This is a genomic window from Sinorhizobium sp. CCBAU 05631, from assembly GCF_002288505.1.
In the GTDB taxonomy this organism is placed as follows: Bacteria; Pseudomonadota; Alphaproteobacteria; order Rhizobiales; family Rhizobiaceae; genus Sinorhizobium; species Sinorhizobium fredii_C.
This window is the reverse complement of record NZ_CP023064.1, coordinates 1,104,143-1,122,260: the sequence shown is the minus strand read 5'-3', so window position 1 is coordinate 1,122,260 and position 18,118 is coordinate 1,104,143. Positions and strand designations below refer to the sequence as shown.

Below are 18,118 nucleotides of genomic sequence, written 5' to 3'. Positions count from 1 at the left end.
ATCGGAGGGCAAAGCCCTCCGATCCGCTTTTGCGAGGTTTTGAAATGCGGAACCTGAAGAAAGTCGTCCTGGCACTTGTCGCCGCGGTTTTTGCCGCGGCACCAGCCGTTGCGGCGGAAGTCACCGATGTCACCGGCCGCAAGGTCGAGATCGAGCTTCCGGCCAAGCGGATCCTGCTCGGCGAGGCGCGACAGATCCACATCGCGGCGGCGCTCAGGGGCGAGCATGTCTTCGACACGATCGTCGGCTGGCGCGACGATCTGATCATGAAGGATCCGGATTCCTATGAGGGTTACCGTGAACGCTTTCCGGCGATCGAGAAGCTGCCGCGCTTCGGCTATATCCCGAGCGGCGACTTCAGCCTGGAGGCGGCAATCGCGCTGAAGCCGGACGTGCTGACGCTGAACCTTGAAGCGCAGGAGGCAGTCGAGGAGTCGGGCTTCATCGACAAGGCTGCCGCTGCCGGCATCGCCGTCGTCTACCTCGATTTCCGCGTCGATCCGGCGAAGAACAGCGAGAAATCGGTTGAAATCCTCGGCCAGATATTCGGCGCCGAGGTGCGGGCGAGGGAGTTCATCGACTATCGGAGCGCCCAGATCAACGTCGTCACCGACCGTCTCGCCGGGGCCGGTGCGATTGCGCGCCCGAAAGTCTTCATCGAGCGCTCACCCGGGATCACCGGAGACACAGCTTGCTGCCGGACCTTCGGGCCGGCAAATTTCGGCGAGATGGTGGAAAAGGCCGGCGGCCACAATATCGGCTCCGACGTGATCACGGCGACCTTCGGCGACCTCAATCCCGAGCAACTCGTCGTTGCCAATCCGGACCATGTGATCGTCACCGGCAGCAACTGGACGGCCGAAGCCGACGTCAACCAGTTCGTCAGCGTCGGCCGCGGCGCCGATCTGCAAGCGGCGCAAAAGCGGCTGAAAGGGCTGGTGGAAAGGCCGGCCTTTGCCACGCTCGACGCCGTCAAGGCGGGCAGGGTGCATGCCGTCTGGCACCAGTTCTACGGCGCGCCCTATGAGTTCGTGCCGATCCAGCAATTCGCCAAATGGTTTCATCCCGAACTTTTCGCCGATATCGATCCGGACCGGACCTTCCGCGAATTTCATAAAAAGTTCCTGCCGATCGCCTACCGGCCCGGCTATTTTGTCTCGCTTTCGGACGGGGGTGAATGATGGTCGCGATCGCCGACGAAATCTCCGGCCTCGAGGGGCGCGGTCGCTACCGCGCCCTTGTCGCGCGCCGGCTCCTGATTCTTTCCGCCCTGATCGCCGCCTTGTTCCTTTCGGTCGCGGTCGACATGGCGCTCGGACCGGCGAACTATCCGCTTTCCGACGTGCTGACGGCGCTGTTCAGCTCCGATACGGTGACCGACCAGCTGCGCGTGGTGATCTGGGACATCCGCATGCCGATCGCGCTGATGGCGGTGACTGTCGGCGCTTCGCTGTCGGTCGCCGGCGCCCAGATGCAGACGATCCTCGCAAATCCGCTGGCAAGCCCCTTCACGCTCGGCATTTCGGCGGCGGCCGGCTTCGGCGCCGCGCTGGGGCTCGTTGCCGGCGTCGCGGTGTTTCCCGTCGCGGTCCAGTACATGGTTCCGCTCAACGCCTTCCTGATGGCGATGCTGGCGGCGCTGTTCATCCATTTCGCCTCGACGATGCGGGGGGTCACCGTCGAGACGGTTGTGCTCCTCGGCATTGCGCTCGTCTTCACCTTCAACGCGGCGCTGTCGCTGCTCGAATACCTCGCCTCCGAACAGGCGCTCGCAGCCGTCGTCTTCTGGACCATGGGGAGCCTGACCAAGGCGACCTGGCCGAAGGTCTGGATCACCGCCGCGGTGCTGGTTTTCGCCGTGCCGCTCTTTGCCCGCCATGCCTGGGCGTTGACGGCGCTTCGGCTCGGCGACGACAAGGCCGCGAGCTTCGGCATCAACGTCCGGCGCCTCAGGCTCGAGACGATGCTGATCGTCAGCCTGCTCGCGGCGATCCCCGTTTCCTTCGTCGGCACGATCGGTTTCGTCGGCCTCGTCGGGCCGCACATCGCCCGCATGCTGGTCGGCGAGGACCAGCGCTTCTTCCTGCCGGCGTCCGTGCTTTGCGGTGCGCTGTTGCTGTCCGTCACGTCCGTCGTCAGCAAGATGATCATTCCGGGCGCGGTGCTGCCGATCGGCATCATCACGGCGCTGGTCGGCGTGCCGTTCTTCTTCGTGCTGATTTTCACCAACAGGAGACGAGCATGGTAGCCTTGAGGTTAGACGCGGTCGGCGCCACCTATGGTCGGCGCACCGTGCTGTCCGGCATCGACACCGGCACGCTCAGAGGCGGGGGCCTGACCGCGGTCGTCGGTCCGAACGCCGCCGGCAAGTCGACGCTCTTCAAGCGCATTGCAGGGCTCGCCGCCGGTCCCGGTCTCGTCCACCTCACCGACACGGAAAAAGGGCCGGAGACAATCTGTTACATGCCGCAGGACACCGGGGCCAATGCGGTGCTGACGGTGTACGAATCCGTCCTGCTTTCGGCCAAGCAGGGCTCGGGGTGGAAGGTGAAGGACGGCGAGCTCGCTGAAATCGATCGGGTGCTTGCGGCACTCAGGATCGACGACCTCGCGTTTCGCGGTCTCGGCGAACTCTCCGGTGGCCAGCGGCAGCTCGTCTCGATCGCCCAGGCGCTGGTGCGCAAGCCGGAGGTTCTGCTCATGGACGAGCCGACTTCGGCGCTCGACCTCTTCCGCCAGATCGAAGTGCTCGGCTTCATGAAGCGGCTCGCCGAGCAGTCGGGCATGGCGGTGTTGATTGCGCTGCACGATCTGAACCACGCGCTTCGCTATTGCGACGACACGATTGTGATCAGCGGCGGCTCGGTGGCGGCGAGCGGGCCGACGCACCAGGTGATCACCGCCGAGATGCTGAAATCCGTCTACCGAGTCGAAGCCCGGGTCGAATCCTGTTCGCACGGACGCCCCGTGATCATCGTCGACGATTCCATTCCCCTCCGTTGAATGGTGCGGTCGCGCCGACACGGCGCGACTCATGGATGTCGAGGCGGATGCCTCAGTTGACGCGCGTTCCCTGCGCGGAAAACAGATGCAGCTTGGCGAGGTCCGGGGCGACATGCACTTGTTGGCCGGGCTCAAGATCGATCCGGTCCCTGAGGACCAGGTTGGCTTCCGCAGAGCCGAGCTTGACGAGCACATGCGTTTCGGAGCCGGTAGGCTCCACGACGACCACCGTCGCCGGCACGCCGTTCTCGGCGAGGGCGAGATGTTCCGGCCGGATGCCGTAGATGGCCGCCGCTGCGACTTGATAGCGAGCCGGCATCGGCAGCGAAGCGCCGTTGCGCGTGACGAACTCTCCATTCGCGACCGAGCCCTCAAAGAGGTTCATTGCCGGCGAGCCGATGAAGGCCGCGACGAAGGTGTTGGCCGGACGGTCGTAAAGCTCGAGCGGTTTGCCGATCTGCTCGACATTGCCGCCGCGCATGACGACGATCCGGTCCGCCATGGTCATCGCTTCGATCTGATCGTGGGTGACGTAGACGGTCGTCGTCTTCAGGCGCTGGTGCAGGTCCTTGATCTCGGCGCGCATAGTGACGCGCAGCTTGGCGTCGAGGTTCGACAGCGGTTCGTCGAACAGGAAGACCTGCGGATGGCGGACGATCGCGCGCCCCATCGCGACGCGCTGGCGCTGGCCGCCGGAGAGCTGTTTCGGCAGACGGTCGAGCAACGGCCCGAGCGCCAGGACGTCGGCCGCTTCGCGCACGCGCTTTTCGATCGCCGCCTTGCCTTCACCCTTGAGCTTCAACGCGAAGCCCATGTTCTCCGCGACCGTCATGTGCGGATAGAGCGCATAGCTTTGGAACACCATGGCGATATCCCGCTCCTTCGGCGCGACGTCATTGACGACCCGCCCGCCGATGCGAATTTCGCCCCCGCTGATGTCCTCCAGCCCGGCGAGCATGCGCAGAAGGGTCGACTTGCCGCAGCCGGAGGGGCCGACGAGGGTGACGAACTCGCCATCCTCGATGTCCACCGAAACGCCGTGGATCACCGGCACGGCGCCGTATTGCTTGCGAACCTGTTCGATCGTGACGGATGCCATCGTTGATTCCTCCCTTCCTGTTCTTTCAGAGCTCAAGCTGCCAGATCAATGCGGCAGTGACATTGCCGTCCGGTGCGGCGAGGCGTGCCGAGCGGACGCCCGCGAAGCCAGACAGGCGCTTCGTCCCGGTCCAGCGGCCGTTGTCGGCAAAGACCTCGATCGATCCCTTGTCCAGGAAGATCCGAAGTGTCGAGGGACGCGCGCCGGTCGCAATGTAGCGCGGCAGCCATTTGCCGTCCGGAACGTCATAGAGGATGCTCAGGCCCTTTTGGTCGAGCCTTAGGCCGAGTTCGACTTCAGGATGGTCGAATTCGAGATCGAAGGCCGCGCCTGGGGCCGCAAGGTCGATGACGATCTCGACGGCGCCGTTGCCGAGCGCGACCGTTTCGCCGGACCATAGCCGGGCCTCGTCGATCAGGTGTTTTCGCAGGCTGTCGACGGCGTCGACAGGCGGTGTCGACAGAGCGCCGTCTGTGATCAGCACGCGGCGTGGCAGCGTCATGGCGGTCGGGAAATCGGCCTTCTTCGAAATCTCCGTCCAATTCGCCAGCCACGCGATGCCGACTGGCCCAGACTGGTCGACAAATGCCTGAAAGGCATAGGCGTCGGTGCCGAAGTCGAGTTCCTGCTCGAATTCCCTGGTAAAGCTCCGGCCGTCGAAGCGACCGACGGTCGCGATCGTGATGTTGCGGCGGCCGGTCGCCGGGTCGCGGCTTGTCAAGAGGCCAAAAATCAGCGCCCAGCGGGTCTGCGGATCGTCAGCCGGCCCGTCGACCGGAACGATGCACGGGCATTCGGCCGCCGTCATGCCAAAACGGTCCTCGCGGTGCAGGATGCCGACGAAGGTCCAGCCGCCAGCCGCCGCTGGATCGACGGTCTCGTAGAGCAGGATGACGCCGCCGGCGTGGTCACGGCTGCCGATGAGCATCTTCCAGCGGCCGTCCGGACCCCTGATCGCATAGGGATCACGGAAATCGAGTGTCAGGTCGAGGCCTGCCGGACGCTCGGGAAGAAGGACCTCGGCGGGTCCGGCGGAAATCTGGTCGCGGGTGACAGCTGTCAACTGGATCTGCTCTTCCGGCGCGCGGTCCTTGACCTGTTCGGTGAAGAATACTCGGATGCCCTCCTCCTCTCCGGCGAGCGGGATTGCCGAGCCGGAGAAAGCGCCGCCGCGGCCGTCGGCGCTTGCGGAAAGCTCCGCCGCGGGCAGCAGGAATACCGGGAGATGCCTCCAGCGGAGATAGTCGTCGGAGATCGCATGGCCCCAGTGCATCGTGTTCCAGCGCAGGCTGTGCGGATAGTGCTGGTAGAAGAGATGGACCTTGTCGCCGAAGCGGCCGAAGCCGTTCGGATCATTCATCCAGCCGAAGGGCGGGCGGAAATGGTAGCTGCCGGGAACGGCGGGTGCCGCATTGGCCTCGCCGGTGAAGAGGATGCGGATGCCGGTTTCGAGCACCTCCTTTTCCGAAAAGGCATAGACGACGGACAGGGTGGTCGTCGTCGCGTCATAGGTCAATGTCGTTTCGCCGCCGCTCTCGATCACCAGCGATTGGAACTCGAATTCCTCGCTGTTGCGAGCCATCAGACGACCGGCGTCGCGTCCTTCCTGATCGGCTCTAAGCTCAGCCGGCGTTCCCGCGTCGATCGCCTTCAGCCACGCATGGATTGTCGTGCCGGCGGGAAGGGCGGCACTCAGCGTCTTGAGGCTGCCGTCGAGAAGCGAGGAGGGATTTGCATGGCTTGTCATTGATCAACCTTTCACGGCGGAGCCAACGAAGGAACTTACGAACCAGCGCTGGAAGACGAGATAGAGGGCGAGGATCGGGATCATCATCAGGACCGAGGCCGCCATGGCACGATCCCAGTAGATGCTGTCCTGGCCGAAGAAGGTGGCGATGGCGACGGCGATCGGCCGCGCGTAGTCGGTCTGCGTTACCAGGATCGGCCAGAGATACTGGTTCCAGGCCTCGATCCCCATGAGGATCGAGACGGTGGCGAGCGCCGGCAGGCTCAGCGGCAGGAAGATCGAGCGATAGATGCGGAAGACGGAAGCACCGTCCATCTCAGCGGCCTCGAAGAGCTCCTTCGGAAGCTGGGCGAAGAACTGGTAGAACAGGAAAATGTAGAGCGGACTGGCGACCCAGGGCACGATCTGCACCGTGAAGGTGTCGGTCATGCCGGCGCGCGACACCATGATGACGAGCGGCATGATGATGCTTTCCTGCGGGATGACATAGAGGGCGATGACGACCGACAGCATCAAGGCCCGCCCGCGCAGCGATCCCCAGGCAAGCACGAAGCCAGCCATGGAATTGACGATCAGGCCCGCGCCTACGGTGCATGCGAGAATGATCAGCGAATTCAGCAGGTAGCGGCCGTAGGCGAGCTCGCCCGAGAGGTTGCCGACCTCCGCGAAGTTCGACAGCGTCGGGTTCGACACCCAGAAGGCACGGAAACTGCCCATATCGGCGAGGATCTGGAAGCGATCATCCTTGAGGCTCGCCACCAGCAGCATGAACAGCGGCGAGATGATGACGAGCGCGATGACGAGGATGCAGGCGGTCTGCACGAGGCGCAGCGTACCGACAGCGGAGCGCTCACGCTCTACCTCCAACGGTGTTGTGGAAAGGACGAGATCAGACATCGAAACGCCTCAGAAGCTGGCGCTGCAGCAGCGCGATAACGAGAACGATGAGGAACAGAATGACCGACACGGCCGAGGCAAGCCCGAGCTTCTGCTCCTCGAAGCCGGTTCGCACCATGTAATGCACCACGGTTTCGGTGCTGCTTTTCGGTCCGCCCTGGGTCAGGACCGCGACCTGAGTATAGAGCTTGAAGGCCTGGATGGTGGTGATCACCAGCACGAAGACATGCGTCGGCCTCAGGCCCGGCATGGTCACGTGCCAGAAGCGCTGGAAGGCATTGGCGCCGTCGATGCGGGCGGCATCATAGAGCTCGTCCGGTATGCCCTGCAGGCCGGCAAGATAGACGATCATCTGGAAGCCGTAGGCCTGCCAGGCCGAGAGCAGCACGATCGAGAACATCGCCCAGTTGGGGTCGCCGAGCCAGTCGATCGGCTGGATACGGCCACCGGAGAGGAACCCGATCACCTGGTTGAGCGGCCCGGTCGGGTATTGGAACAGTGTTCCCCAGATGACGCAGACAACGACCATCGAGGTGATGGCGGGCAGGAAGAACAGCCCGCGGAAGAAGTTGCGGAAGGGCAGCTTCTGATGCAGCAGCAGGGCGGTCGCGAAGGCGAGCCCGCATTGCACCGGCAGAATCCAGAAGGTGAAGCGCGAGACGTTCCAGAGCGAGGTCCAGAACAGGTCGTCCTTCAAGATCCTCAGGAAGTTGGTGAGGCCGATGAAGCGGACAGGTGTCGGACGCGGCACCAGCGGCTGGTTGGTCATCGCCGTCCAGAACGACAGGAGGAACGGCACGATCAGGAAGATCGCCAAGAGCACCACCGCCGGCGCAAGCATGCCGATTTCCTGGAACAGGCGGCCCCGATCCCTGCGTCCCTTGTCTTTGCGTTGGGCAGGGCGCGCCAGGGCTGCCGTCGCGGTCAGCGCCGGTTGCTGCAAGGTCATGATCTCCTCCTCATTCAATCGCGTAAGTCGATCGCCTCTGCGACCGATTGGGCGACCGCGCGAATTGGGCGAGCGGTCGCCCGTCAGCGTTACTGCTGTTCGTCGAAGGGCGGGTAGCCGTCGTTCTCTTCGATGTCCTCGTCGATCTTCTCTGCCGCTGCGCTGAGCGCCGCCTTGACGTCGCCGCCGTTGAAGATCTCGTCGACGGCTCCCATGAAGGCCGAGGTGATCGCCGGATAGGCCGGATGCGGCGGCCGTGCGATCGCGGTCTTCGATGCCTGCTCGAAGGCGACGGCCATCGGGCCGCCGGTGCTATACAAGGGAGAATCGGCGGCAAAGCTCTTCAGCCCCGGATAGGCGGAATCCTCCCTGGCATAGTCGCGATATTGCTTGTCCTTCAGCATGAAGCTCACGAACTTGCCGGCAATATCGGGATGCTCGGAGGCGGTGGTGATGCCCCAGATCCAGGTGCCGTTCGGGCTCGCGCCTTTCGGCCCGAACTTCGGCAGCGGCATGACGACGATGTCGTCCTTCATCGAGGCGGCGGCTTCCGCATAGATCCAGTGGCCGCCGAACGCCAGCGCGGCCGGATGCCCCTCGGCGAAGAACTGGTTGGTGCCGGAGGATTGCGGCACGACCCAGCCGTTATTCACCCATTTCTGCATCATCGTCAGCGCATCGACGCACGGATCGCTGTCGAGCGTTCCGACCGCTTTCCAGCTCTTGCGGTCGATCAGGTCGCAGCCGGCGGATTGCAGGATCGGACCATAGGCATAGGTGATCCATTCGGTCTTGATGCCATAGCCTCGGAACGTGTCGATCGGCCATTTGACGCCCTCGACTTTCGAGAGCTTGTCGAGATAGCCTTCGAATTCCTCCCGCGTCCAGGCGTCATCCACGCCCTTCGGAATGCGGGCGCCGATCGCCTCAAGGTATTTTCTGTTGCCATAGAGGACGACGGAGGAGTCGGTGAGGCCTACGGCGTAAAGCTCCTTGTCGATCGGATAGGTGCCCTGCGCGACGTTGGACTCGGTCATGTCGTCGAGGATATCCTGCTGGATCAGAGGTTTTATCGGCTGCAGGTAGCCGGACCAGACGTAGTTGGCGAGGAAGGGAGCGTCGAGTTCCATGACGTCCGGCAACTGCTTGGACATGACGGCGGCGCTGAACTTCTCGTTATAGGCGTCGTGCGGCGCATAGATCAGCTCGATGTCGACGTCCGGATTGGCCGCCTCGAAACGCTTGGCGACGTCGCCATAGGTCGAGACCCAGCCGGGATCGCCCTGGTGCATCACCTGGATGACGGTATTGGCTTCGGCCTGGCCCATCAGCAGACCCAGGGCCGCCGATGCCTCCAGTAGTGAAAGTAAACGATTACCCATCATAGTCACTCCTCCTCAACGGGTTTTTACGCTGCAACTAAATTCATACGGATAGCCGCTCCACCAATTGGAACGGCAACTTTCGCACTTCTCCCGGCACCGCATCATTGGTCAGCAGAATGTTGGCTGCCATGCGGCCCATCGTGCGATGGGGCAGGGCCATGGTCGTCAAAGGCGGATCGAGGCGCGAGGCGATATCGACCTGGTTGTCGAAGCTGGCGACGGCGACGTCGTCCGGGATCTCGGCGCCGACCCGGCGCAGGGCGGCATAGACCTCCATCGCAACCCGGTCGTTGCCGCAGAGGATTGCATCCGGGCGGTCAGGCCCGCGCATCAGTTCGGTGACGTGGGAGTGGACGAGGCTCGGCGCCCGGTCGCTGTAGGTGGCGCGCCGCACCGCCGGCAACACCCTTGCGCCGGCGCCATCGAGACCGGCCTCCGTCATCGCCTGGCGAAAGCCGATCTCGCGCAGGTCGCCGGCGAGCAGGCCCGGCAGGTTGATGAAGGCGATGTTGCGCCGCCCTGCGTCGATCAGGTAGCTGGTGATCTCATGCGCCGCGCCGACCTCGTCCGGCACGAGAGACGTGACGCGGTCGCTCGCCTCACGACAGTTGATCATCACCCCGACGGTGCCGGCAAACTCCTCCGGCAGCGTGACGGTCTTGTGGTACATCGCGGCATAGGCGATCGCCCGCGGGCGGAAGCGGCGGACTTCCTCCACCACCGAAGCAACGTCGCGACTACCGCTGAGCGTCATCGCGAAGACGGCCATCTCTGAGGCCCGCGCCGCACCGTCGAGCCCGCGGATGATTTCGGTCGCGAAAGGCGAGGTGATCAACTCGTCGGCGACGACGCCGATCAGCGGCATCCAGCCCTGCCGCATGCTGCGTGCGGCGAGATTAGTGACATAGCCGAGTTCCTCGGCGATCTCCTTGATCCGCTGCCGCGTCTCTTCCGACATCCGGGCCGAGCCACCATGAAGAGCACCCGATACGGTCTTGACGGAAACGCCTGCACGCTCGGCTATGTCGCTCAACGAAATCGTCACTGTGTTTCCTTGGGTTAACGATTACTCAAGTAATACCATCATCAAACGGACGGAGTCAATCACAGACCTTGACTGCCTCGTCGCCGCCTCTTCTCATGCGTTCCCGGCAAGTGCAAAAATCTATGCGGCATCATCTCGATACAACTTTCGCGGCAGAGCATCGAGACTAGATCCCTTACGCTTTTTGCCGTTCTAACCTATATTAGAAACCATGAATTTCGACGAAAGGTAGAGAGCGGGTAGGATAGCGTCCGATCCATACTCCCGCTCGGCCCGTAGCGCAACCAGAGGCTTGACGGCGGATGTCCCGAATCCTCACCCTTGTTCTGTTCATCTTGTCGGCCTTCGCTTCTCCCGTCCCACCGGTGTCCGCGGCCGAGCGCGTCGCATTGGTGCTGCACGTCAACGGCGCGATCAGTCCGGCGACCGCGGAATATTTGATCCGAGGACTCCAGCGCGGGAAGGATCGGGGCGTGTCACTGGTGGTTTTGCAGATGGATACGCCCGGCGGCCTCGACACCTCGATGCGCGCCATCATCCGGGCCATCCTCGATTCGCCCGTAGCCGTCGCCAGCTTCGTTGCGCCGAGTGGCGCCAGGGCGGCGAGCGCCGGGACGTATATCCTTTACGCGAGCCACGTGGCGGCGATGGCGCCGGGAACCAATCTCGGCGCCGCGACACCGATCGCCATCGGCGGAGGGCTGTTCGGCGGCGACGAGGAAAGCGACAAGGACAAGCCTGCCGAGGAAGGCAAGACCGACGCTCCGAAACGCCCGGCAAGCGCCGGCGAGGCAAAGCTGATCAACGATGCGGTGGCCTATATTCGCGGGCTTGCCGAGCTACGCAATCGCAATGTCGATTGGGCGGAAAAGGCCGTGCGCGAGGCCGCAAGCCTCTCTTCGGCGGCGGCGGTCCGGGAGAAGGTCGTCGATTTCACCGCCGCCACCGTCGAGGACCTGCTGAAGCAGGCCCATGGCCGAACGGTTCGCATCGGCCAGGCCGATAGCCGGCTCGATACGATTGGGCTCTCAATTGAAGACGTGCTTCCCGACTGGCGCACGCGGCTCCTTTCGGTGATCACCGATCCGAATGTCGCGCTGCTGCTGATGCTCGTCGGCATCTACGGCTTGATTTTCGAGTTTCTGTCGCCCGGCACCGTGCTGCCCGGCACGGTCGGCGGCATCTGCCTTCTGCTCGGTCTCTATGCTCTCGCCGTGCTGCCGGTCAGCTATGCCGGTATCGGACTGATCATCCTCGGCGTGGCATTGCTCGTGGCCGAAGCGCACGCGCCGTCCTTCGGCGTGCTCGGGCTCGGCGGTGGCGTTGCCATCGTGCTCGGTGCCGCCATCCTCTTCGATACCGACGTGCCGGGGCTGCAGGTGTCTTGGCCGGTTCTCGGCGGCGTGGCGATCGCGAGCCTCGCCTTCAGCCTCATTGTCGCCCGCCTCGCCTTCGTGTCCCGCCGGCACAAGGTCGCCACCGGAGCCGAGCAGATGATCGGTATTTTTGGCAAGGTCGATAGCTGGGCAGGCGCCAACGGTTACGTCATCGCCCATGGGGAGCGTTGGCGAGCGGTGAGCAGCGATCCGCTAGGCCCCGGCGAGGACGTGATGGTCGTCGGCCGGGACGGCTTGACGCTCGAAGTCGAGCGCCGGGCAAAGGAAGCCAGAAGAGGAGGAGTTTGATGCCCTTCATAGGAAGTCTCGTCCCGCTCGCCGCGGCGCTGTTTGTCCTGCTGATCGTCATTGCCTACGCGATCCGGATCCTCCGGGAATACGAACGCGGCGTCGTCTTCACGCTCGGCCGCTTCACTGGCGTCAAGGGACCGGGCCTCATCCTGCTCCTTCCTTACGTGCAGCAGATGGTGCGCGTCGACCTCCGCACGCGCGTGCTCGACGTGCCGAGCCAGGACGTCATCTCGCACGACAACGTCTCAGTCCGCGTCAGCGCGGTCATTTATTTCCGCGTGATTGATGCGGAGAAATCGACGATCCAGGTCGAGGATTTCATGGCGGCGACGAGCCAGCTCGCCCAGACGACCTTGCGGTCGGTGCTCGGCAAGCATGATCTCGACGAGATGCTGGCGGAGCGCGACCGGCTGAACGACGATATCCAGAAGATTCTCGACGTGCAGACCGATGCCTGGGGCATCAAGGTCGCGACCGTCGAGATCAAACATGTTGACATCAATGAATCGATGATCCGCGCAATCGCCCGCCAGGCGGAAGCCGAACGCGAGCGGCGCGCCAAAGTCATCAATGCCGAGGGCGAGCAGCAGGCGGCGGCGAAACTGCTCGAAGCGGCGCAGATCCTCGCCCGCCAGCCGCAGGCCATGCAGCTTCGCTATCTCAGCACGCTCAATGTCATTGCCGGCGAGAAGAACTCGACGATCATCTTCCCGTTCCCGATGGAAATCGCCGAAATCCTCTCGGCCAAGACCGGACGCTCCTCGGAATAGCAGCGCCGGCGAGGCCCCCGGCGCGTCACATCACCATCTGCCGCGCCACTTTCTCGGTCAGTTCTTCCTGCTCCTCGCTGACGCGCTTTGCCGCCTGGGTGGCGAGCTCTGCCCCCATTCGGGTGAACCGCTCCGTCTCGTCGGAATAGTCCTGAAAGGCGTTGCGCCAGAAGGCGCAGTAGAGATCGAAGCCGTCGCGCGCGTAGTCCGACGCGAGCAGCTCCTCCCAGAGCTGCAGATGCTGCTCGCTGCGGCTCTGCATGAAGGTGAGCGCCTCGATCTGACCCCGCAAGGCGGTCTGCAAGAAGTCCGCCTGGAAACGGGCCATCGAAAGCATCAGCGATCGACCTTCAGGGCCTACCGGCCATCGTGGCCATGTCTCTGATGCAAGAGGGTCGGATATTGTCTTCGACATCGCAGAGCCTCCTCTTCTGCAGCATCTCGCTGTATCAGCGGCACACAAAACTCATTGAGCAGGACCATCGGCGTCGTTTGGAAGACGTGACGGCGCCCTCTACGACCCGGATTGGCGGTCTCCTTTGGCTACCAAGCTAGGGCGGCCAGTCCCCACACTCGTTGATCCGCATCAATTTGGAAGCGCAGGGCCGCCGCCGCGGCACCCATCCGTCTTGACGCCGGTCAAGGCGGGTCTGCGCTTCGGCCATAGACTAAAGCATTTAGATCGCTTGATGAAGGGACTCACATCATGTTCATCAGGGAAATGAGTGAAGCGGAGTGCATCGCTGTCGTGACGTCGGGGCGGCTCGCCAGGCTCGCCTGTTCAAAGGACGACCGGCCCTATGTCGTTCCGATCCATTATGCCTATGCCGGCCGGCGCCTCTACAGCTTCTCCATGCCGGGCCGGAAGATCGAGTGGATGCGCGTCAATCCGCATGTCTGCAGATCGACGTGTTTATAGGCGCGCAGGGCTGGAAGAGCGTGCTCCTCTATGGCCAGTATCGGTAGCTTCCGGAAACGCCACAATGGCACGCGAACGCATGCACGCCTGGTCTCTTCTGGAGAAGCACGTCAACTGGTGGGAACCCGGAGGATTGAAGCCGACGCCGCAGAAGATGCTCGGCGCTTCGCCGCATCTCTTCTATTGCATCGGCATCGACGAGATGACCGGACGTGCCGCCGCGGCAGATGACCGGGGCTGAAACTCTGTGCGCGCGACGGACATTCGTCCGAAGCCGCCGCTACGATGTATCCTGCCCCGGCCGCTGAGGCCGAACGGGCGCCGGACTATCGATCGGAGGATCGCACATGCCGAAGAAAAGCGCAGGCATCCTGCTCTACAGATACGAAGCCGGTGCGCTTCTCGTCCTGCTCGTTCATCCCGGCGGCCCCTTCTGGAGCAACCGGGATCTCGGGGCCTGGTCGATCCCGAAAGGCGAATACGAGGGGGGCGAAGAGCCGGAAGCGGCGGCGCGCCGCGAGTTCCTCGAGGAGACCGGCATCGCCGTCACGGGGCCGTTGGAGCCGCTCGGCGAGGCGCGCCTGAAAAGCGGCAAGCTGATCACCGCCTTCGCGGGCGAAAGCGAGTTCGACATCGCCAGCATTCGCAGCAACCTGTTCGAGATGGAGTGGCCGCCTGGAAGCGGGCGCATGCAATCCTTCCCCGAAGTTGATCGGGCGGAATGGTTCACGCTCGAGGAGGCACGGGCAAAGATAAACGCCGCTCAAACGGCATTCATCGATCGTTTGGAAGACCGCCATAACCGCCGATAGCATGCCATCTAATGGCCGGCGACCCGGAGCCGCTCGTGAGCCTGCTCGGCCATGCCTGCGACGACGAGCGCCTGCGCATCGCCGTTCTCCCAGGCGCCGCGGCGGCGATCGGCGACGCCGGGGACGATCTCTACCGGGATGCCGCGTTGGCCGAGCCATGCGGCCGCCTCCCGCGTTTCGGCATCGCTTGCCGGATCGCCCGCCTGGAGCTGCACGACGCGTTTTCCGGCCCTCGCGAGAGCGACAATCGCGTTGCTTCCATCTCCGGCGTCTGCATCCCGGCTTCGCTGGTTGACAAGGATGCGCCTGGCCTCGCGCCGGGCGAGTTCCAGCACGTCGTTGGAGATCCGTTCGTCGTAGAGGATGACGTCGGCGGCCTGCAGGGCGCGGACCGCCTTCAGCGTCAAGAGCTCCGCGTCGCCCGGGCCGGCGCCGACGATGGTGACGCGGCCGACGGAGGGGCGGGGCGTCGCCAGACGATCCACCTCCGCGATCAGCCGCGTCTCCACACCCTCCTCCGGTGTTTCGATGAAAGCCCGATCGACGAAGCGCTCCCAGAACGTGCGGCGCTGAGCGCCCGGCTGCAGGCGGACATTCACCCGTTCGCGGATTGCCTGGGCGACGCCGGCCCAACGCTTCATCGCCGGCGGCAGGAGCGTCTCGATACGGCGGCGGATCGCCTGCGCCAGGATCGGCGCTGCTCCGTCGGTCGAGATTGCCACGACAACGGGCGAGCGGTTGACGATCGACCCGAACTGGAACTGGCAGAACTGCGGCTTGTCGATGACGTTGACGGGCACACCGGCGGCACCGGCCGCATTGAAGAAGGCTTCGGCCTCCTCGTCGTCTTCACAGTCGCCGATCGCCAGCGCGGCATCGCCGAAGATGCCGTCATGCCAGGTCTGATCATGGCGCACGAAGGAGCCGTCCCGATCGGCGGCGCCGCGGCCGAGCAGGTCGTGAAAGCCGTCGCCGAGGTCCGCATGCGATGCGTAGACGTGCACCTCGGCGCCGCAGGCGGCAAGCAGTTCGGCCTTCCAGGCGGCACCGTCGCTGCCGCCGGCAACGACGACGCGCTTGCCTTTCAGCGTCCAGAAGAGCGGCAGCGTCGCCAGTGCCGCGACACGCTGCGGCTTCGAGGCGCGATCACTCGGCAGCGGCGGCAAGGCATGCATTGATGATCCCCCTGATTTCGGAGCGGCAGGAACCGCAATTGGTTCCGGCGCTGGTCTTCTCGCCAATGGCTTCGACGCTGTGACAGCCTCCGCGGATCGCCGCGGTGATCTGGTTGACGCCGACGCTGAAGCAGGAACAGACGGTTGCGCCCGGGTCGGGCTTGTCGGCACCGGGGCGGCCGGCGGCCATGGCGAAGCGCTTGCTGAGATTCGCGTGCGAAACGCCAAGCTGCGAAACCGCCCAGTTTCGCGCCACCGCAACCGGCCGGGGCGAGAGGAAGAGCGCGGCAAGCAGCCTGTCGCCGTCGAAGAAGGCAAGGCGGAGTTCTCCCGAGGTCCGGTCCGTATAGCCGATCGGGTCGATATCGGCGGGAATGGAGAAGGCCTGCCGGCACCAGCCTATCCAATCGCCGTCCGCGCCGGTGAAGGCGAGTTCCATGCGCCATCCGCCCTCGGCCTTGGCGATCGCCCAGTAGGCCGCGTCGAACTGCTCAGGCTTTTCGGCCGAAACGGCGAAGCCGTAGGCTTTTGCGGCGAAACGCTTCGCCCGAACAGCGACGTTCTTCGAGGCAGGTTGGCCCGAGACCGGGTCGGTGACCGGCGGGACCAGAGCGTCGATCCGCGCCTTCGAGGCGAACTGATCGTTCCAGTGCATCGGTACGAAGAGATTGCCTTCGGCCTGCCGTTCGGTGACGAGCGCCCGCACGATCGCCGTGCCATGCGGGCTTTCGAGCATGACGACGTCGGCGATCGAGACGCCGGCCTTCTGCGCGTCGCGCGGATGGATTTCCACGAAGGGCTCGGCGAGATGGCTCGATAGCCGGGCGCTCTTGCCGGTACGGGTCATCGTGTGCCAGTGGTCGCGCACCCGGCCGGTGTTGAGGGTCAAAGGGAAGGCCTCGTTGGTGCGGCGCGCCTGCGGCGCCTGAACGGCGATGAAGCGGGCGCGGCCATCCGGATGATAGAAGCCGCCCTTGGCGAAGAAGCGCTTGACCTGAGGCGCGCTTCCTTTCGGCTGCGGCCATTGGAAGGGCCTGAGCTCGTCATAGGTCGCCCGGTCGATCGCCGCGTGGGCGCTGATGTCGAAATCGCGGCGCCCATCGTTTTCGAAGCCGGAAAGTGCGGCGTGCTCGGCGAAGATCTCGGATTGCGACGAATGGCTGAAGGCCTCGTCAAAGCCCATCCGCCGCGCGACCTCGGCGAGTTGCCACCAGTCGGCCCGCGCTTCGCCCGGTGCGGGGAGAAAGGCGCGCTGGCGCGAAACGCGCCGCTCGGAATTGGTCACGGTGCCGTCCTTCTCGCCCCAGCCGAGCGAGGGGAGCAGGACATGGGCGTGACGGGCCGTATCGGTCTGCCGCTGCATGTCCGAGACGACGACGAAGGGACAGGCCCTGATCGCCGCTTCGACGGCGTCGGCGTCGGGCATGGAGACGACCGGGTTCGTCGCCATGATCCACAGCGCCTTGATCCTGCCATCGGCAACGGCGCGGAACATGTCCACCGCCTTGAGGCCCTGCTTCGAGGCGATGCTCGGCGCTCCCCAGAAGCGGCGCACCAGATCGCGGTCGACCGCCTTGTCGATATCCAAATGGGCGGCAAGCATGTTCGCCAGCCCGCCGACCTCCCGGCCGCCCATCGCATTCGGCTGGCCGGTCAGCGAGAAGGGGCCCATGCCCGGGCGGCCGATGCGGCCGGTCGCCAGATGGCAGTTGAGGATGGCGTTCACCTTGTCGGTGCCGGCGGAGGACTGGTTGACGCCCTGGCTGTAGCAGGTGACGACCCTCTCCGTCGTTTCGAACAGCCGGAAAAAGTCGCGCAACTGCTTGGGCGTGAGGCCCGTCGCCGCCGACAGCGCAGGGAGATCGAGTGCCGACGCGGCCTGAAGGGCCTCGGCGAAGCCTTGCGTGTGGGCGGACACATAGTCCCGATCGATGGCGCCGCTCTCTGCCAGATGCGCAAGCAGCCCGTTGAACAGCGCCGTGTCGCCGTCGGGCGCGATCGCCAGATGCATGTCGGCGATGTCGGCCGTCATCGTCCGACGCGGGTCGATGACCACGACCTTCATTTTCGGGCGGTTGGCCTTCGCTGCCGAAAGGCGCTGGTAGAGGACCGGATGGCACCAGGCCATGTTGGAGCCCGTCAGGATGACGAGGTCGGCAAGCTCGATGTCTTCATAGGTGCCCGGTACCGTATCGGCGCCGAAGGCGCGCCGGTGGCCGGCGACCGAAGAGGACATGCAGAGGCGCGAATTGGTGTCGATATTGGCCGAGCCGATGAAGCCCTTCATCAGCTTGTTGGCGAGGTAGTAGTCCTCGGTCAGCAATTGCCCCGAGACATAAAAGGCCACCGAATCCGGCCCGTGTTCGGCGATGCTTTGGGAAAACCGTTCGGCGACGAGGTCAAGCGCTTCGTCCCAGCCAGCCCGGCGGCCGCCGACTTCCGGATGGAGCAGGCGACCGTCGAGATCGAGAGTTTCGGCCAGCGCCAATCCCTTCGAGCAGAGCCGGCCGAAATTGGCCGGGTGCTCGGGATCGCCCTTGACGCTGACCGCACCGTCCTCGCCCACGCGGGCGATGACGCCGCAGCCGACGCCGCAATAGGGACAGGTGGTCTTGACCTCGCACGCCAT

General features: G+C 64.4%; 15 protein-coding genes and 1 pseudogene. 7 read left to right on the top strand and 9 right to left on the bottom strand.

Annotated elements, in window-relative coordinates:
• Positions 1 to 44 precede the first annotated feature (44 nt).
• The 3 genes from SS05631_RS24675 to SS05631_RS24665 are packed head-to-tail and all read left to right on the top strand — an operon-like array spanning position 45 to position 3,003.
• Positions 45 to 1,181, top strand: coding sequence for an ABC transporter substrate-binding protein (locus SS05631_RS24675; RefSeq protein ID WP_037416525.1), 1,137 nt, complete (start codon positions 45 to 47; stop codon positions 1,179 to 1,181).
• Positions 1,178 to 2,248, top strand: coding sequence for an iron ABC transporter permease (locus SS05631_RS24670; RefSeq protein WP_037416527.1), 1,071 nt, complete (start codon positions 1,178 to 1,180; stop codon positions 2,246 to 2,248). Before SS05631_RS24675 ends, SS05631_RS24670 begins: the two co-directional genes overlap by 4 nt.
• The gene (locus SS05631_RS24665) at positions 2,242 to 3,003 is read left to right on the top strand and encodes an ABC transporter ATP-binding protein (protein WP_037416530.1); all 762 of its coding nucleotides are present in this window, start codon (positions 2,242 to 2,244) and stop codon (positions 3,001 to 3,003) included. The genes SS05631_RS24670 and SS05631_RS24665 overlap by 7 nt, the downstream gene beginning before the upstream one ends.
• Before the next feature lie 52 nt (positions 3,004 to 3,055).
• On the opposite strand, the gene ugpC is transcribed toward SS05631_RS24665, so the two are convergent.
• The 6 genes from ugpC to SS05631_RS24635 form a co-directional block, all read right to left on the bottom strand.
• On the bottom strand, positions 3,056 to 4,102 hold the full coding sequence (gene ugpC, locus SS05631_RS24660) for a sn-glycerol-3-phosphate ABC transporter ATP-binding protein UgpC (protein WP_095678084.1): 1,047 nt from the start codon (positions 4,100 to 4,102) through the stop codon (positions 3,056 to 3,058).
• Positions 4,103 to 4,127: 25 nt separating this feature from the next.
• Positions 4,128 to 5,849: a GH32 C-terminal domain-containing protein gene (locus tag SS05631_RS24655; RefSeq protein WP_037416535.1), complete on the bottom strand. Its 1,722-nt coding sequence runs from the start codon at positions 5,847 to 5,849 to the stop codon at positions 4,128 to 4,130.
• 3 nt (positions 5,850 to 5,852) lie between these two features.
• Positions 5,853 to 6,746 carry a carbohydrate ABC transporter permease gene (locus SS05631_RS24650; RefSeq protein WP_037416537.1) on the bottom strand — a complete coding sequence of 298 codons (894 nt, stop codon included), beginning with the start codon at positions 6,744 to 6,746 and terminating at the stop codon, positions 5,853 to 5,855.
• Positions 6,739 to 7,695 (bottom strand): sugar ABC transporter permease, encoded by a 957-nt coding sequence (locus SS05631_RS24645; RefSeq protein ID WP_037416539.1) that lies wholly within the window; start codon positions 7,693 to 7,695, stop codon positions 6,739 to 6,741. Before SS05631_RS24645 ends, SS05631_RS24650 begins: the two co-directional genes overlap by 8 nt.
• 89 nt (positions 7,696 to 7,784) lie before the next feature.
• Positions 7,785 to 9,077, bottom strand: a complete 1,293-nt coding sequence (locus tag SS05631_RS24640; RefSeq protein WP_037416603.1) for a sugar ABC transporter substrate-binding protein — start codon at positions 9,075 to 9,077, stop codon at positions 7,785 to 7,787.
• A gap of 43 nt (positions 9,078 to 9,120) precedes the next feature.
• Positions 9,121 to 10,125 (bottom strand): LacI family DNA-binding transcriptional regulator, encoded by a 1,005-nt coding sequence (locus tag SS05631_RS24635; protein ID WP_037416544.1) that lies wholly within the window; start codon positions 10,123 to 10,125, stop codon positions 9,121 to 9,123.
• Positions 10,126 to 10,427: 302 nt separating this feature from the next.
• Between SS05631_RS24635 and SS05631_RS24630 the strand changes: the two genes are divergently transcribed.
• Both SS05631_RS24630 and SS05631_RS24625 read left to right on the top strand, forming a co-directional pair.
• On the top strand, positions 10,428 to 11,810 hold the full coding sequence (locus tag SS05631_RS24630; protein WP_037416547.1) for a nodulation protein NfeD: 1,383 nt from the start codon (positions 10,428 to 10,430) through the stop codon (positions 11,808 to 11,810).
• A complete protein-coding gene (locus SS05631_RS24625) occupies positions 11,810 to 12,583 on the top strand; it encodes a slipin family protein (RefSeq protein ID WP_037416550.1) in 774 nt (257 codons plus the stop codon). Before SS05631_RS24630 ends, SS05631_RS24625 begins: the two co-directional genes overlap by 1 nt.
• 25 nt (positions 12,584 to 12,608) lie before the next feature.
• Here SS05631_RS24625 and SS05631_RS24620 read toward each other — a convergent pair whose 3' ends face one another.
• On the bottom strand, positions 12,609 to 12,920 hold the full coding sequence (locus SS05631_RS24620; protein WP_234819616.1) for a hypothetical protein: 312 nt from the start codon (positions 12,918 to 12,920) through the stop codon (positions 12,609 to 12,611).
• A 369-nt stretch (positions 12,921 to 13,289) separates the two neighbouring features.
• On the opposite strand from SS05631_RS24620, the pseudogene SS05631_RS24615 reads away from it, so the two are divergent.
• Both SS05631_RS24615 and SS05631_RS24610 read left to right on the top strand, forming a co-directional pair.
• Positions 13,290 to 13,743, top strand: a pseudogene (locus tag SS05631_RS24615) (pyridoxamine 5'-phosphate oxidase family protein).
• 106 nt (positions 13,744 to 13,849) lie between these two features.
• On the top strand, positions 13,850 to 14,314 hold the full coding sequence (locus SS05631_RS24610; protein ID WP_037416556.1) for an NUDIX domain-containing protein: 465 nt from the start codon (positions 13,850 to 13,852) through the stop codon (positions 14,312 to 14,314).
• 8 nt (positions 14,315 to 14,322) lie between these two features.
• Here SS05631_RS24610 and SS05631_RS24605 read toward each other — a convergent pair whose 3' ends face one another.
• Both SS05631_RS24605 and SS05631_RS24600 read right to left on the bottom strand, forming a co-directional pair.
• Entirely contained in the window at positions 14,323 to 15,489 is a 1,167-nt protein-coding gene (locus SS05631_RS24605) for an SAM-dependent methyltransferase (RefSeq protein ID WP_037416559.1), read from the bottom strand.
• Complete coding sequence (locus SS05631_RS24600; protein WP_037416563.1) at positions 15,461 to 18,118, bottom strand: nitrate reductase; 2,658 nt, start codon at positions 18,116 to 18,118, stop codon at positions 15,461 to 15,463. The genes SS05631_RS24605 and SS05631_RS24600 overlap by 29 nt, the downstream gene beginning before the upstream one ends.

Excerpts from the sequence above, each read along its gene's own strand:
- SS05631_RS24675 (WP_037416525.1), top strand. The coding sequence starts at position 45 with ATGCGGAACCTGAAGAAAGTCGTCCTGGCACTTGTCGCCGCGGTTTTT.
- SS05631_RS24670 (WP_037416527.1), top strand. The coding sequence starts at position 1,178 with ATGATGGTCGCGATCGCCGACGAAATCTCCGGCCTCGAGGGGCGCGGT.
- SS05631_RS24665 (WP_037416530.1), top strand. The coding sequence starts at position 2,242 with ATGGTAGCCTTGAGGTTAGACGCGGTCGGCGCCACCTATGGTCGGCGC.
- ugpC (WP_095678084.1), bottom strand. The coding sequence starts at position 4,102 with ATGGCATCCGTCACGATCGAACAGGTTCGCAAGCAATACGGCGCCGTG.
- SS05631_RS24655 (WP_037416535.1), bottom strand. The coding sequence starts at position 5,849 with ATGACAAGCCATGCAAATCCCTCCTCGCTTCTCGACGGCAGCCTCAAG.
- SS05631_RS24650 (WP_037416537.1), bottom strand. The coding sequence starts at position 6,746 with ATGTCTGATCTCGTCCTTTCCACAACACCGTTGGAGGTAGAGCGTGAG.
- SS05631_RS24645 (WP_037416539.1), bottom strand. The coding sequence starts at position 7,695 with ATGACCTTGCAGCAACCGGCGCTGACCGCGACGGCAGCCCTGGCGCGC.
- SS05631_RS24640 (WP_037416603.1), bottom strand. The coding sequence starts at position 9,077 with ATGGGTAATCGTTTACTTTCACTACTGGAGGCATCGGCGGCCCTGGGT.
- SS05631_RS24630 (WP_037416547.1), top strand. The coding sequence starts at position 10,428 with ATGTCCCGAATCCTCACCCTTGTTCTGTTCATCTTGTCGGCCTTCGCT.
- SS05631_RS24625 (WP_037416550.1), top strand. The coding sequence starts at position 11,810 with ATGCCCTTCATAGGAAGTCTCGTCCCGCTCGCCGCGGCGCTGTTTGTC.
- SS05631_RS24620 (WP_234819616.1), bottom strand. The coding sequence starts at position 12,920 with ATGCTTTCGATGGCCCGTTTCCAGGCGGACTTCTTGCAGACCGCCTTG.
- SS05631_RS24610 (WP_037416556.1), top strand. The coding sequence starts at position 13,850 with ATGCCGAAGAAAAGCGCAGGCATCCTGCTCTACAGATACGAAGCCGGT.
- SS05631_RS24605 (WP_037416559.1), bottom strand. The coding sequence starts at position 15,489 with ATGCATGCCTTGCCGCCGCTGCCGAGTGATCGCGCCTCGAAGCCGCAG.
- SS05631_RS24600 (WP_037416563.1), bottom strand. The coding sequence starts at position 18,118 with ATGGCGTGCGAGGTCAAGACCACCTGTCCCTATTGCGGCGTCGGCTGC.